Genomic DNA, 14,715 nt, shown 5'->3' with positions numbered 1-14,715 from the left:
CGAAACTGGCACGGCGGTTGCGAAGAAGATTACACGAGCAGGGGACCAAAAGGTTCTTTTCTGCATCGGGGCGGCCCCAACGGCGGGGCGGCCCCGCCTCCGGGATGATGCAATGGCGCGCATCCCATGTGGTCTGATCGGCGGGTCAACGGCGGCCTGTCAGCGTCCGGTTCCAACCGGGCCCTACTCCACCCCCAGGCCCATTTCGGCCTGACCCCGATCCACCACCCCCTTCTGGTGATAGGCGGCGCCTGACCCATGGCCGCCCCCGTCGCCAAAGGCCCGCAGCCCTGCCCGGAGGCGCACCCGATGAACAAGAGTTTCCTGAAGGCTGGACATCTGCCGACCCTGTTCGCGGCGTTTCTCTATTTCGACATGAGCTTCATGGCCTGGGTCATCCTGGGGCCGCTGGGCGTGCTGATCGCCAAGGACTTGGGCCTGGCGCCGGCGCAGAAGGGCCTGATGGTGGCGGTTCCCGTCCTGGCCGGCGCCTTTTTCCGCGTCATCAACGGCATCCTGGTGGATCACCTGGGGCCCAAGCGCACCGGTCTCCTGGCGCAGGTGGTGGTCATCGCCGGGCTGGTCGCCGTCTGGTACTTCGGGGTGCACAGCTTCAACGCCACCCTGCTGACCGGCACCATCCTGGGCGTGGCCGGCGCCAGCTTCGCCGTGGCCCTGCCGCTGGCCTCGCGCTGGTATCCGCCGGAGCACCAAGGCACGGCCCTGGGCCTGGCGGGGGCCGGCAACTCCGGCACCGTTTTCGCCTCCCTCTTCGCGCCGGCCCTGGCCGTCGCCTATGGCTGGAACAACGTGCTGGGCCTGCTGGCCATCCCGCTGACGCTGACCCTGGCGCTGTACCTGGTGCTGGCCAAGGACAGCCCGGAATGCCCGCCGGCCAAGTCGCTGGCGGAATACCTGGCGGTGCTGAAGATCGGCGACGCCTGGTGGTTCATGTTCTTCTACAGCGTCACCTTCGGCGGCTTCGTCGGCCTCGCCTCCTCCCTCACCATCTACTTCAACGACCAGTACGGCCTCAGCCCCATCACCGCTGGCTACTTCACCGCCGCCTGCGTCTTCGCCGGGTCCCTGGTGCGGCCCATCGGCGGCGCCGTGGCCGACCGCATCGGCGGCGTGCGTTCGCTGACCGTCATGTACACCATCGCCGCCAGCGCCCTGGTGGTGGTCAGCTTCGCCCTGCCGCAGGCCTGGATGGCCCTGGCCGTCTTCGTCGTCGCCATGCTGGCCCTGGGCATGGGCAACGGCGCCGTGTTCCAGCTCGTGCCCCAGCGCTTCCGCCGTGAGATCGGCGTCATGACCGGCCTGGTCGGCATGATGGGCGGCGTGGGCGGCTTCTACCTGGCCTCCAGCCTCGGCTACTCCAAGCAACTGACCGGCGGCTACCAGGCGGGCTTCCTGCTGTTCGCCCTGCTGGCCCTGGCGGCCCTGGTCGGCCTGACCGGGGTGAAGCGCCGGTGGCGCACCACTTGGGGCGCCGCCGCCCTGGGCGCGGCCCGCGTCTGATTGGCCGCGTCTGATCCTCAATAGCTCTGATTTGGCGATTTCAAGGGAAGGGTTCCCCCATGGACACGCATATGCCCCCGCGCCAGAAGCTGGTGGTCGTCGGCAACGGTATGGCCGGCATGCGGACGGTGGACGAACTGCTGAAGCGCAACCCGCTGAAGTACGACATCACGGTCTTCGGCGCCGAACCGCACGTGAATTACGACCGCATCATGCTGTCCTCCGTGCTGGCCGGTGAAAAGGACCTGGAGCAGATCGTCATCAACCCCCGCTCCTGGTACGAGGAGAATGGGATCGAGCTGATCACCGGTGACGCGGTGACGGCCATCGACACCCAGGCCCGCACCGTGACCTCCGCCAGCGGCCGGGTGGTGGCCTATGACAAGGTCCTGCTGGCCACGGGGTCCCGGCCCATCGCCCCGCCGGTGCCGGGCCTGGATCTGCCCGGCGTCTGCGCCTTCCGCGACATCGCCGACGTCAACACCATGATCGCGGCGTCGCAGACGCATAAGCGCGCCATCGTCATCGGCGGCGGCCTCTTGGGCCTGGAGGCCGCCAACGGCCTGCTGCGCCGGGGCATGCAGGTGGCCGTCGTCCACCTGATGGGCACCATCATGGAGCGCCAGCTGGACAAGGCGGCGGCCGAGCTGCTGCAGCGCGAGCTGGACGAGCGCGGCATGAACTTCTTCACCAACGGCCAGACCGAGGAGATCTTCGGCGACGGCCGGGTGCAGGGCGTGCGCCTGGCCGACGGGCGGGAGATCCCGGGCGACCTGGTGGTGCTGGCCATCGGCATCCGTCCCAACATCGACCTGGCGCGGGCCGCCGGCCTGGCCATCAACCGCGGCATCGAGGTGGGCGACGACATGCGCACCTCCGTCCCCGACATCTTCGCGGTGGGCGAGTGCGTGGAGCATCGCGGCAAGACCTATGGCCTGGTGGCCCCGCTGTGGGACATGGCCAAGGTCTGCGCCGACCATCTGGCGCGCGAGGACGCCACCAGCGACTACGTCCCCACCGCCATGGCCACCCGCCTGAAGGTCACGGGCATCGACGTCTTCTCCGCCGGCGACTTCATCGGCGACGAAACGACGGAGGAGGTGGTCTTCCGCGACGCCGCCCGCAACACCTACAAACGCCTGGTGCTGCGCGACGACAAACTGGTGGGCGCCGTGCTGTACGGCGACGCCCAGGACGGCGGCTGGTACTTCCAGTTGCTGCGCGAGGACAAGCCGCTGGGTGAGCTGCGCGACACCCTGATCTTCGGCCAGGCCTTCGCCAGCCTGGCGGCCGGCGCGCCCGCCGCCGACCCCACCGCCGCCGTGGCCGCCCTGCCCGATGAGGCCGAGATCTGCGGCTGCAACGGCGTGTGCAAGGGCAAGATCATGGGCGCCATCGCGGAGCATGACCTGACCACCCTGGAGGGGGTGCGCGCCCGCACCAAGGCGTCCGCCTCCTGCGGCAGCTGCACGCCCCAGGTGGAGCAGTTGCTGGCCCTGTCGCTGGGCGACAGCTACGCCAAACCGACGGGGGAGAAGCCGCTGTGCAAGTGCACGACGCACAGCCATGACCAGGTGCGCCACGCCATCGTCACCCAAGGCTTGCGCTCCATGCCGGCGGTCATGTCCACCCTGGGCTGGACCACCCCGGACGGCTGCCACGTCTGCCGCCCGGCGCTGAACTTCTACCTGCTGGTGGCCTGGCCCGGTGAGTACCAGGACGACCAGCAGTCCCGCTTCGTGAATGAGCGCAACCACGCCAACATCCAGAAGGACGGCACCTATTCCGTGGTGCCGCGCATGTGGGGCGGCCTGACCACGGCGGATGAGCTGCGCGCCATCGCCGACGTGGTGGACAAGTACGCCATCCCCACGGTGAAGGTGACGGGCGGCCAGCGCATCGACCTTTTGGGCGTGACGCGCGAGCAACTGCCCCATGTGTGGAAGGATCTGAACGACGCCGGCATGGTCTCCGGCCACGCCTACGGCAAGGCGCTGCGCACGGTGAAGACCTGCGTGGGATCGGAATGGTGCCGCTTCGGCACGCAGGACAGCACCGGCATGGGCGTGAAGCTGGAGCGCATGACCTGGGGGTCCTGGCACGCGCACAAGGTGAAGCTGGCCGTGTCCGGCTGCCCGCGCAACTGCGCCGAGGCCACCATCAAGGACTTCGGCGTGGTGGCGGTGGACAGCGGCTGGGAACTGCATGTCGGCGGCAACGGCGGCATCCACGTCCGCGTCACCGACTTGTTGTGCAAGGTGACCACCGAGGAGGAGGTGCTGGAATACTGCGGCGCCTATCTGCAGCTCTACCGCGAGGAGTCCCGCTATCTGGAGCGCACGGCGCCCTGGATCGAGCGCGTGGGCCTGCAGCACGTCAAGGACCGCATCGTGGCGGATGAGGCGGGCCGCAAGGCGCTCTACGCCAAGTTCCTGTACGCCCAGAAATTCAGCCAGGACGACCCCTGGGCCGAGCGCGCGCCCGGCAAGGCGGCCGCCGCCCCCTTCCGCACCCTGGCGACGGTGGAGTGATGATGATGGACAGCGTTGGTATCGAGGGCCGCTGGGTCGAGGTGGGCGCGGTGGATGACATCCCCCGCCAGGGTGCGCGCGTGGTCGCCACCCCCCGGGGCGACGTCGCCGTCTTCCGCACCCTGGACGACGCCGTGTTCGCCGTGGACGACCGCTGCCCGCACAAGGGCGGCCCCCTGTCGCAGGGCACGGTGCACGGCCACGCCGTCACCTGCCCCCTGCACAACTGGGTGATCGACCTGGAAACGGGCGAGGCCTGCGCCCCCGACGACGGCTGCGTCACCCGCATCCCCGTGCGGGTGCAGGACGGCCGCATCCTGCTGGCCATGGTGGCGTGATGCCGGAGGGGATGGCACGGGACGCTGAAGCCGGTGCCCTCGCCGGCGCCGTCCGCTCCACCTGCCCCTATTGCGGCGTGGGCTGCGGCGTCGTGGCCCAGGCTGATGGCCGGGTGGTGGGCGACACCACCCACCCCGCCAACCGGGGGCGCCTCTGCTCCAAAGGGTCCGCCCTGGCGGAGACGCTGAAGGATGGGGAGCGGCTGACCCGCCCCCTGATCGACGGCCGGGCGGCGGACTGGACCCAGGCCCTGGACCTGGTGGCCCAGCGCTTCAAGGCCACCATCGCGGAGCATGGGCCCGACAGCGTCGCCTTCTATGTCAGCGGCCAATGCCTGACGGAGGATTACTACGTCGCCAACAAGCTGATGAAGGGCTTCATCGGCAGCGGCAACATCGACACCAATTCCCGTCTGTGCATGGCGTCCTCCGTCGCCGGCCACAATCGCGCCTTCGGCGCCGACGTGGTGCCAGGGACCTATGAGGATTTGGAACTGGCGGACCTGGTGGTGCTGGTGGGCAGCAATTCCGCCTGGTGCCACCCGGTGCTGCACCAGCGCCTGCTGGCCGCCCGGGCCAAACGGCCCATCCGCATCGTCGCCATCGACCCCCGCCGCACCGCCACCTGTGAGGATGCCGACCTGCACCTCGCCGTGCGGCCGGGCACCGACGTCGCCCTGTTCAACGGCCTGCTGGCCCACCTGGCCGACCAGGACCAACTGGACCATGCCTGGATGGCGGCGCACGCGGAAGGGTTCGAGGCCGCGTTGGCCGCCGCCCGCCAGACGGCCGACCAAACCGCCGCCCTCACCGGCCTGGACCCGGCGGACCTGGCCCGGTTTTACCAGTGGTTCGCCTCCACCCCGCGCGTCGTCACCGTCTATTCCCAGGGCGTGAACCAGTCGTCGGTGGGCACCGACAAGGTCAACGCCATCATCAATTGCCACCTGGCGACGGGGCGCATCGGCAAGCCCGGCTGCGGCCCCTTCTCCATCACCGGGCAGCCCAACGCCATGGGCGGGCGCGAGGTGGGCGGCCTGGCCAACCAGTTGGCGGCCCACATGCGCTTCGACCAGCCGGAAGCGATCGACCGCGTCCGCCGCTTCTGGCGGGCGCCCAACCTGGCGACCAAGCCGGGACTGAAGGCCGTGGAGATGTTCGACGCCGTGCTGGACGGCCGCATCAAGGCCCTGTGGATCATCGCCACCAACCCCGCCGACAGCCTGCCCCGCGCCGACAGGGTGCGGGAGGCGTTGCGCGCCTGCCCCTTCGTCGTCGTGTCTGATTGCTGGCCCAACGACACCACGGCCCTGGCCGACGTGGTGCTGCCGGCCGCCGGCTGGGGGGAACGGGACGGCACCGTCACCAACTCCGAGCGGGTCATCAGCCGCCAGCGCCCCTTCCGCGCGGCCCCGGGCGAGGCGCGGGCCGACTGGCGGGTGCTGGCCGCCGTGGGCCAGCGCATGGGCTGGAAGGACGCCTTTTCCTGGACCAGCCCGGCGGCGGTGTTCCGGGAGCATGCCGCTTTGTCCGGCTTCGAGAACGCCGGCAGCCGTCCCTTCGACATCAGCGGCCTGGCCATGCTGACCGACGGGCAGTACGACGCCCTGGCGCCGGTGCGCTGGCCCGTGCGCTGGGCGGGGGATGAAGGCGGGCGGCTGTTCGGCCAGGGCGGCTTCGCCACGCCCAACGGCCGGGGCCGCCTGGTGCCCACCCCCTGGCGCCCGACCGCCGCCCGCGCGGATGATGCCTATCCCCTGGTGCTGAACACCGGCCGCATCCGCGACCAGTGGCACACCATGACCCGCACCGGCCGCGTGCCCCGCCTGCTGGCCCACACCGGGGAGCCGCGCGCCGCCCTGTCCCCCACCGATGCCGCCCGCCTGGGTGTCACCGACGGCGACCTGATGCGTATCGAGAGCGTCCACGCCAGCACGGTGGTGCGCGCCACCGTCGACGCCGGCCAGCGGGTGGGGGACCTGTTCCTGCCCATGCACTGGACGGATGAGTTCTGCTCCGCCGGGCCCGCCGGGCGCCTGGTCAACGCCGCCCTCGACCCCATTTCCGGCCAGCCGGAATTGAAGCTGACGCCGGTGCGGGCGGAGAAGGTGGCGGTGGCCTGGCGCGGCCTGCTGCTGCACCGCGCCGCCGTGCGGCCCCAGGGTGTCGCCTATTGGTCGCGCGTACCGCTCAGCAACGGCCACGCCTTCGAGCTGGTGGGGTCGGACGCCCTGCCGGCCGGGGCGGCCCTGACCCGCTTCGTCGAGGGCCTGCTGCACCCGCCAGCGGGGGCGGAGTGGCTGCAGCTGACCGACGCCGGGCGCGGCCTGCTGCGCGTCGCCATCCTGGTGGACGGCCGGCTGGAGGCCTGTTTGTTCCTGGCCGCCGGCGAGGGCGCCCAACTGCCGCCGCGCGACGTGTTGGCGGCCCTGCTGGGCGACAAGGTGACGGACGCGGCCCGGCCCAGCCTGCTGTCCGGCCGCGCCCCTGGCGGTTTGGGGGCCTCGGGCGTCAAGTCCGCCGGCCGCACCGTCTGCGCCTGCTTCTCCGTCGGCCTGGTCACCATCCGGGACGCCATCGTCGCCAACCGCCTGACCTCGGCGGAAGAGATCGGCACCTGCCTGAAGGCCGGCACCAACTGCGGGTCCTGCATCCCCGAACTGAAGGAGATCCTCCGCGATGTCCATGCATCAGCCTAACGTCACCGGCCGCGCCAGCCTGGTGGGCGCCGGCCCCGGCGATCCGGAGCTGCTGACGGTGAAGGCCCTGCGCCGTATCGAAAGCGCCGACGTGCTGCTGTACGACAAGCTGGTCGACCCGCGCATCCTGGACCTGGCGCCGCCCCATGCCCGCCGCATCGACGTGGGCAAGCGCTGCGGCCGGCATGAGATGAGCCAGGCCGCCATCAACCGCCTGATCGTCAGCCACGCCCAGGCGGGCGCCCATGTCGTGCGCCTGAAGGGCGGCGACCCCATGGTCTTCGGCCGCGCGGGCGAGGAGCTGGAGGCCCTGGCCGCCGCCGGTGTGGTGGCGGAGGTGGTGCCCGGCATCACCGTGGCCTGCGCGGCCGCCGCCGCCATGGCCATGCCCCTGACCCAGCGCGGCTACAGCCGCAGCCTGCACCTGATTACTGGGCACGCTTGCCAGGAAGGGGGTGCGGACGAGGTTTTGCCCGCCCACGACTGGAACGCCCTGGCCGCCTGCGATGGCACCATCGCCATCTATATGGGCAGCCGCACGCTGGGCCAGGTCACCCAGCGCCTGCTGGCCGCCGGCCTGGACCCCGCCACGCCGGCCATCGCCATCGAGAACGCGACCTTGTCCAGTGAGCGCCGCCTGCCCGGCACGGTGGCCGACATCGCGGCCCGCGTGGCGGCGGCGGGGGTGACGGGCCCCACCCTGGTGCTGGTGGGACGGGTGGTGGCATTGCGGCGGCGGGACGCGGTAGAGTCCGCGATGAACGAGGTGCGCTCCCGCGCCGCCTGAGATTGAGCTTGCCTGCCCCATGACCGATGAACACATCTTCGCCCAATACGTCCGCACCCTGGGGCGCGGCCCCGGCCGCTCCCGCTCCCTGACGCGGGAAGAGGCGCGCACGGCCTTGGGCATGGTGCTGAAGGGCGAGGCCGATCCCCACCAGGTGGGCGCCTTCCTCATGCTGCTGCGCTATCGTGGGGAGGACCCGGATGAGGTGGCGGGCCTGGTGGAGGCCGCGCGCGATGCGGCGGGCCTGAGCGACGGGCTGTGCACCGGCGCCGCCGACCTGGACTGGCCGTCCTACGGCGCGGGCCGCACCCGGGATGAGCCCTGGTTCCTGCTGTCGGCCCTGGCGCTGGCCCAGGCCGGGCACCGCGTCCTCATGCACGGCAGCAACGCCTTCACCCAGGGCCGCGACGTGCCCGACGCCCTGGGCGAACTGGGCCTGCGCCCCGCCACCAGCCGCGCGGACGCCAAGGCCCTGGTGGCCGAGACCGGCTTCGCCTACCTACCCCTGTCGGCGCTGAGCCCCGAGCTGGATCGCCTGCTGAACCTGCGCCACCTGCTGGGCCTGCGCAGCCCCATCAACACCGTCTGCCGCCTGCTGGACCCCTTCGACACCGCTGCCGCCGTCGATGGCGTCTTCCACCCGCCCTATATCGACCTGCACTTAGGCGTGGCCCAGCGCCTGAACCGCCCCCGCCTGGTGGTGGTCAAGGGCGGCGGCGGCGAGGTGGAACGCAACCCCGCCAAGCCCACCACGGCGTATGTCCAGGTGGGCACCGACCGCCAGGAACTCCCCCTCCCCGCGCTGACCGCCGGCAAGGCGGACAGCGAAGGTCTGCTGCCGGTGTGGCGCGGCGACCCGGGCGTGGAAGCGGCCACCGCCACCGTCATCGCCACCATCGCCCTGGGCGTGCTGGCCCTGGGCCTGGCGCATGAGCCGGCCGAGGCAGACCGGGTGGCGGCGGAGATTTGGGCGGGACGCAATTACTTACCCACTCCGAACTCTCTTAAAAGACGCATAGAACAATAAAATAAAATTCCTAAGTTTTAAATATTGAATTGAATTTATCTCTGATTGAATTCTGTAGATTCTCAACCCCATTACTCAATGGCCGCAACCGCATATAGGCCGGCTTCTGATCTCGAAGCAAAAATCCAGTTGTACCATCTTTCACTTCTCCATCTTTTACGAAAGCACGACGATACAGGCGTGGCGCAACGCCAACATATGGACGGAACAAAACATAATACGGCCCTTCTTGGCCAAGCGCCCGTGCTTTACTTGGAGAAACCCAGCCATAATATTTCTGAGTTATAGAATCTGCGTGCAATAGAAGCGCCTTGCTTTTTAAATAAGGTTCAATAAACTGAACTTCATCGATTCCCGCAGCCACAATGTGACGTGCACAGTTATGGCAAGGGAAAGTGGTTACAAACAGCCTAGAACCGACAGTAGAAACTCCCTTTCGCGCTGCAGAAACCACAGCATCCATCTCCGCATGGACCGAACGACTGAATTCTACGAGCTGACCAATTCTTGATTTCCTTAATTTTTTTACTAATTCTTCTCTATCATCTACATCTATATTTTTCGATCCGTTCTGATCTAATACAGATATTATGTCTTCAATTATTTCATTTCTCTGAATTGTATTGCTACAATAACCATTCATGCTATGACATCTGCCACGTTCTCTCTCCTTATTTTCACCTTCACCTTGCCCGTAGAGGCCACCACCGGCCCGGGGAACTTCATTGCAACCCGTAGAAATAAGCTGGCCGTCTTTATCAATTAAGGCGGCACCCACTTGCCGCGAAAGGCAAGCACTACCGAGGCGAGCAGCATAGGCATGATACATGGCCCGCTCCGCATCGGTCGGGCGCAACATATTTCTATCACCGCGCACAAGATCGAGAAAGCGTCCAAGGTCAGCCGCGACAGGCCACTCATCCAGTTCGGTGTCAGGTGCATCTGGATCGGAGAGTGATGCCGACGTATCTACGAAATAATCAGCCAACTCAAACGCCTCTGCCACATGCTGACCGTGCTTATCTGAAGCATCATCTTGATCGCGCTCGATAAACTTTTCTAAATCGGCCTCGACTGGCTCTCTCAGTTGGGGAATAGTGAACTTTTTCTTTAACCGATCACGCCGCGTATCAAGATCACAAACAGTCCCGAGGGTCCAAAATGCATCACCGTATACCATCCTTAGGAGCTTTGCCTCTGCTGGATGGCGCAATGAATCACATATAAATACATGGGGCGGATTATCCCCGGCCAAGAAATCCGCTATAGCAGCGATCATTGCACTCGCAACAATTGCATCATCGTGATCTCTTCTCAGATTGTTTCCAAGTTTCTGAAGCTCATGCGCCGAATGAACAGGGTCTGTCTTCCCAAGATCAACAGCCTTTATCCAAACGTCTCCAAGCGCTTTTTTAAGACAATCTCGTGCTTTAATTATGGTTGCAGATACATTTCTCCTCTTGAGAAGGCGCACCAATATCCGTGCTGTCCATGACGTTCCCGCCCCTGCTGCCCCAACAATGCCAACCACCTGAAACGTACACTGAGCACCAAGAGAAATTTCGAGTCCATTTAGAATATCTGCACCCGAATTTGTACCGTCATTCATTCTTTATGATCTCCATCAAGAAAGGTATTGAATTTAATGTTAACAATAGGAGCTTTCACATAGAGAGCTCCAAAGCCGATCTCAGAGTCTCCGCAGGAGAATTTCCGATCGAACAAAACTAAAAATAGAGTGAAAGATTCAAAATATCAATACGTTGGAATCTCTAGCCAAAAGACTTCGGTATTCGAATTGATGCGTCACGCCATCTGCGCCGAAACTCCTTGTGAAAACCCCAATTCCCCATTTTTCCGCAGTAAATTTCTAAGTCGCCATCAGATAAGATACCATTTAATCTCATAGGCCCTCACCCCGCCAGCTCCCGCTGCAAATCGTCCAGCGTGCCCTGGATGTGCCGGGCGGTGAGCGCTTCCACCGCCGGGGCGTCGGCGGCCATCCAGGCGTCGAACAGGGCGCGGTGCTCGTCCCGCGCCCGGCCGTCACGGCCCTGGGGTTCCAGGTGCACCCGGACATAGCGCTCCGACAGGATGTGCAGGCGTTCCATCAACTGCACGGTGATGCCGCCAGTGGGGCGGATCAGCGCCATGTGGAAGGCGCGGTTGTGGGTGACATGGCCGGTGCCGGCGGTGCCCTGCTCCCGCTCCAGCGCCAGCAGGGCGGCACGGGCGTTATCGTGGTCCGCGGGGGTGGCGCGGCGGGCGCCATCGGCTGACGCCCCCGGTTCCAGCTTCAGGCGCAGGGCGAACACCTCCGTCGCCTCCGCCGTCGTCAGGCTGTTCACCACATAGCCCCGGTTGGGGAAGGAGGTGACCAGGCCGTCCTGCTCCAGCCGGCTCAAGGCCTCACGCAAGGGGATCTTGCTGATGCCCAGTTGGCTGGCCACCGCCCCCTGCTGTACCGGCGTGCCCGGCGCCATGGTGCCCAGCAGGATGTGCTCCCGCACGATTTCATAGGCCTGGTCGGGCAGGCTGCGAACGACAATGCTCATGCGGCGTTTTCAGTCGGAAGGCGGGGATATGGCGGAACGCCATTCCCCACCATAGCATTTCCCGAATAAAAATGCCCGATGCGATGTTAACGCTACCACCTACGGTTTTACCCGCAACAGCGCGACGCCGTGGGCGGGCACGGTACGCGCGGCATCCGGCGCCACGCTGCGGTGGGCCCACAGGTCGCGCACGCGCGGGTGATCGCCCAGGCCCAGGGCGGACCAGTCGGCGCTGAGGGTCACCGGCGTGTCCGTGCGGTTGAACAGCCCCACGGCGACCGAGCCGTCGGCCAAGGGCCGGGTCCAGATCTCCATCCCATCCCGCTTGAGCACCGGCAAGCCCTGGCGGCCCAGCGGGTCCTGGTCGATGGCGATGACCTCGCCATTGCCCAGCAGGGCCAGCGTGTCCGGGGTCATCGACCGGGCGTCGTTACCCATCAGCAGGGGGGCGGCCGTCAGGGCCCACAGGCTGATGTGGGTGCGGTATTCCTCGGTCGTCATGCCGCCGTTGCCGACCTCCAGCATGTCGGGATCGTTCCAGCCGCCCGGGCCGGTGTGGTGGGGCACGCCGTTCTTGTCGAAGCCGATGGCCGCCATGCTGGCGTAGCTGTCCTCGATATCCCCGGTGGTGCGCCACAGGTTGCCGCCCACCTCGCGGCCCCAGGCGCCGACATCGAACCGGCCGTATTCGCACAGGCTGTAGACGATGGGGCGGCCGGTGGCGGCCCCCGCGGCGACCAGGGCCGCGCCCATCTGCTGGTACACCGCCCGCACCGTCTCCGCAGTATGGTAGAAGCCCTCGCCCGAGCAGAGGTCGTATTTCAGGTAATCGACGCCCCATTCCGCCCAGGTGCGGGCGTCCTGTTCGACATGGCCGTAGCTGCCGGCATAGCCGGCGCAGGTCTTGGGACCGGGGGAGCTGTAGATGCCCAGCTTCAGCCCCCGCGCATGGACGTAATCGGCCAGGGCCTTCATGTCCGGGAACTTGGCGTTGGGACGCAGCACGCCGTCGGGCCCCCGGTCGCCCTGCCAACCGTCGTCGATGTTGACGTAGACATAGCCGGCATCGCGCAGGCCGCTGCGCACCAGGGCGTCGGCGATCTCCCGCACCGTCTTGTCGTCGATGGCCTCGGCGAACTTGTTCCAGCTGCTCCACCCCATGGGCGGGGTGCGCGCCAGGCCGTTGCCGGGCACGTAAGCCGGGGCGGGCAGCGGGTAGGTCGGGAAGGCCAGGGCCGCCATCTCCGCCGCCGTGGCGCGGTGGGCGGATGCCTCCTGCTTCTCGTACCAGACCTGGCCGGTCAGCCGGACGCCCGCCCCATCTGGCGACAGCGTCAGATCCAGGGGCTTCAGCTTGGGATTGCCGTTGTCGATGTGGAAGACCAGCCTTTCCCCCGCCGGGCCCCCGCCCACCGCCTTCAGATCCAGCATGGGCAAGTCGCCATACCACTCCGACGTGATGGTGCCCCGCAGGCCATCCGCATCGTGGCGAATGACCATCTTGGTGAAACGGGGAAAGGACGGGGCGGCCTGGAAAACCCAGTCGCCCGTCAGGTCAGCGCCCAACGCCTGGCCGGTGAGAAGAACACCGGCCAGGACGGCAAGGACAAGACCGAGGACACGCCCAGGGGCGTGCCCAAGGAAACGCTTGGTCATTTCAGTTCCAGAACGACTACGGACTTGGCCGGCAGGGTCACACTGACGGTGTCGCCCGAGAGCTTGGCGTCACTGAAGGCCGCCGGCACCACGGTTTGCGGATGGTCGAAGGTGTTGTCGCTGTTCATGGCCGGGGCCGTCAGGATGCGGCCGGTGACCTTGCCCGCCTTCAACCCGGCCAACGTCACCTGCACGGGGGCCGCCTTGTTGGGGTCGACATTGGTCAGGGCCAGGCGGGTGACGCCGTCGGTGCCCCGGCCGGCGGAGGCGCTGACGGCGGCAACGGCGCGGCCGCCCTGGCTGTAGTCCGGGCCGGTCACGGTCACGGGCAGGCTGGTGGCGCCCTGGAAGCCCTTGTACATGTCGAAGACATGGTAGGTGGGGGTCAGCACCATGCGCGGCCCGTCCGTCAGGATCATGGCCTGCAGCACGTTGACCATCTGGGCGATGTTGGCCATGCGCACGCGGTCGGCATGGGCGTGGAAGATGTTCAGGCTGATGGCGGCCACCACCGCGTCACGCAGGGTGTTCTGCTGCTGCAGGAAGCCGGGGTTGCTGCCGGGGGTCGGGTCATGCCAGGTACCCCATTCATCCACCACCAGGGCGACCCGCTTCTCCGGATCATACTTGTCCATGATGGCGCTGTGGTGGCTGATGTAGGTGCCGATCTGATAGGCGCCGAAGATGCTGGCGAACCACTCCGCCTCACCGAACTCGGTGGCGGAGCCCTTCTTGGCCCAGGTGCCCTTGGGCACCATGTTGAAGGAGGCCACGTCGTAATAGTGCATGGACAGCGCGTCGATCTCCTTGCCGGCGCGGGCCATGATGGTTTCGGTCCAGGCGGTGTCGTCGTCGCTGGGGCCGACGGCGATGAACTTCGTCGGCTGGCCGGCGCCCGGCTTCAGGAAGGTGCGGGTCTGGCGCAGCAGGTCGGCATAATAATCGGCCCGCATGTTGCCGCCACAGCCCCAGACCTCATTGCCCACGGCGAACCAGTTCAGGGTCCAGGGCTTGTCCCGGCCGTTGGCCCGGCGTTCCTGGACCAGGGAGCCGTGGTTGTCCGCCGTCATGTAGGCGACCCAGTCGGCCATTTCGCGCACGCTGCCGCTGCCCAGGTTGCCGTTGACGTAGGTGCCGGCGCCGATCAGTTCGGAGAAGTCCATGAACTCATGGGTGCCGAAGGCGTTGTTCTCCTCCACCCCGCCCCAGTTGGTGTTCACGATGACCGGCCGGCGATCCTTGGGCCCGATGCCGTCGCGCCAGTGATATTCATCGGCGAAGCAGCCACCGGGCCAGCGCACCACGGGGACATGCAGGTTCTTCAGCGCCTCGACCACATCCTTGCGGTAACCGCGGATGTTGGGAATGGGGCTATCCGGCCCCACCCAGATGCCGCCATAAATCTGCGTGCCCAGATGCTCCGCGAACTGGCCGTAGATGGCCGGCGCGATGACCGCGCCCGGATGGTCGACCTGGACCGCCACGGTGGCGGAGGAGCCGGCGGCGATGGCGGCGGTGGCCGTGGCCAAGGCGGTGCCGGCCAGCAAGGCGGCAACGGCGAGACGTCCGGCGGGGCGCAGGATACGGGTCATTCCTCGGGG

General features: G+C 66.9%; 10 protein-coding genes. 6 read left to right on the top strand and 4 right to left on the bottom strand.

The features are described 5' to 3' along the window. Nucleotides 1–309 precede the first annotated feature (309 nt). From ULB03_RS20905 to ULB03_RS20880, 6 genes are read left to right on the top strand one after another with little or no spacing between them, the layout of a single operon-like run. Nucleotides 310–1,521 (top strand): nitrate/nitrite transporter, encoded by a 1,212-nt coding sequence (locus tag ULB03_RS20905; RefSeq protein WP_322485006.1) that lies wholly within the window; start codon nt 310–312, stop codon nt 1,519–1,521. Nucleotides 1,522–1,580: 59 nt separating this feature from the next. Beyond that, the gene (gene nirB / locus ULB03_RS20900) at nt 1,581–4,052 is read left to right on the top strand and encodes a nitrite reductase large subunit NirB (RefSeq protein ID WP_322485005.1); all 2,472 of its coding nucleotides are present in this window, start codon (nt 1,581–1,583) and stop codon (nt 4,050–4,052) included. Then, nucleotides 4,052–4,390, top strand: a complete 339-nt coding sequence (gene nirD / locus ULB03_RS20895) for a nitrite reductase small subunit NirD (protein WP_322485004.1) — start codon at nt 4,052–4,054, stop codon at nt 4,388–4,390. Before nirB ends, nirD begins: the two co-directional genes overlap by 1 nt. 11 nt (nt 4,391–4,401) lie before the next feature. Beyond that, entirely contained in the window at nt 4,402–7,089 is a 2,688-nt protein-coding gene (locus ULB03_RS20890; protein WP_322485003.1) for a molybdopterin-dependent oxidoreductase, read from the top strand. Continuing rightward, the gene (gene cobA / locus ULB03_RS20885) at nt 7,070–7,876 is read left to right on the top strand and encodes a uroporphyrinogen-III C-methyltransferase (protein ID WP_322485002.1); all 807 of its coding nucleotides are present in this window, start codon (nt 7,070–7,072) and stop codon (nt 7,874–7,876) included. Before ULB03_RS20890 ends, cobA begins: the two co-directional genes overlap by 20 nt. Before the next feature lie 19 nt (nt 7,877–7,895). Further along, nucleotides 7,896–8,903 (top strand): glycosyl transferase family protein, encoded by a 1,008-nt coding sequence (locus ULB03_RS20880; RefSeq protein ID WP_322485001.1) that lies wholly within the window; start codon nt 7,896–7,898, stop codon nt 8,901–8,903. Nucleotides 8,904–8,913: 10 nt separating this feature from the next. Here the strand turns inward: ULB03_RS20880 and ULB03_RS20875 are convergent, their stop codons facing one another. The 4 genes from ULB03_RS20875 to ULB03_RS20860 form a co-directional block, all read right to left on the bottom strand. Continuing rightward, the gene (locus ULB03_RS20875) at nt 8,914–10,512 is read right to left on the bottom strand and encodes an anti-phage dCTP deaminase (RefSeq protein WP_322485000.1); all 1,599 of its coding nucleotides are present in this window, start codon (nt 10,510–10,512) and stop codon (nt 8,914–8,916) included. A gap of 304 nt (nt 10,513–10,816) precedes the next feature. After that, nucleotides 10,817–11,458, bottom strand: a complete 642-nt coding sequence (locus tag ULB03_RS20870) for a GntR family transcriptional regulator (RefSeq protein WP_322484999.1) — start codon at nt 11,456–11,458, stop codon at nt 10,817–10,819. A gap of 99 nt (nt 11,459–11,557) precedes the next feature. Continuing rightward, nucleotides 11,558–13,114 (bottom strand): glycoside hydrolase family 27 protein, encoded by a 1,557-nt coding sequence (locus tag ULB03_RS20865; RefSeq protein WP_322484998.1) that lies wholly within the window; start codon nt 13,112–13,114, stop codon nt 11,558–11,560. Next, nucleotides 13,111–14,706 carry an alpha-N-arabinofuranosidase gene (locus ULB03_RS20860; RefSeq protein ID WP_322484997.1) on the bottom strand — a complete coding sequence of 532 codons (1,596 nt, stop codon included), beginning with the start codon at nt 14,704–14,706 and terminating at the stop codon, nt 13,111–13,113. Before ULB03_RS20860 ends, ULB03_RS20865 begins: the two co-directional genes overlap by 4 nt. Nucleotides 14,707–14,715 lie beyond the last annotated feature (9 nt).

The sequence above is a fragment of the Nitrospirillum goiasense genome, from assembly GCF_034427435.1.
In the GTDB taxonomy this organism is placed as follows: Bacteria; Pseudomonadota; Alphaproteobacteria; order Azospirillales; family Azospirillaceae; genus Nitrospirillum.
The sequence above is the reverse complement of the archived record's forward strand: the minus strand, read 5'-3'. Positions and strand labels throughout refer to the sequence as shown.

Coding starts and splice junctions, on each gene's coding strand:
- ULB03_RS20905 (WP_322485006.1), top strand. CDS start 310: ATGAACAAGAGTTTCCTGAAGGCTGGACATCTGCCGACCCTGTTCGCG.
- cobA (WP_322485002.1), top strand. CDS start 7,070: ATGTCCATGCATCAGCCTAACGTCACCGGCCGCGCCAGCCTGGTGGGC.
- ULB03_RS20890 (WP_322485003.1), top strand. CDS start 4,402: ATGGCACGGGACGCTGAAGCCGGTGCCCTCGCCGGCGCCGTCCGCTCC.
- ULB03_RS20875 (WP_322485000.1), bottom strand. CDS start 10,512: ATGAATGACGGTACAAATTCGGGTGCAGATATTCTAAATGGACTCGAA.
- ULB03_RS20880 (WP_322485001.1), top strand. CDS start 7,896: ATGACCGATGAACACATCTTCGCCCAATACGTCCGCACCCTGGGGCGC.
- ULB03_RS20860 (WP_322484997.1), bottom strand. CDS start 14,706: ATGACCCGTATCCTGCGCCCCGCCGGACGTCTCGCCGTTGCCGCCTTG.
- ULB03_RS20870 (WP_322484999.1), bottom strand. CDS start 11,458: ATGAGCATTGTCGTTCGCAGCCTGCCCGACCAGGCCTATGAAATCGTG.
- ULB03_RS20865 (WP_322484998.1), bottom strand. CDS start 13,114: ATGACCAAGCGTTTCCTTGGGCACGCCCCTGGGCGTGTCCTCGGTCTT.
- nirB (WP_322485005.1), top strand. CDS start 1,581: ATGGACACGCATATGCCCCCGCGCCAGAAGCTGGTGGTCGTCGGCAAC.
- nirD (WP_322485004.1), top strand. CDS start 4,052: ATGATGATGGACAGCGTTGGTATCGAGGGCCGCTGGGTCGAGGTGGGC.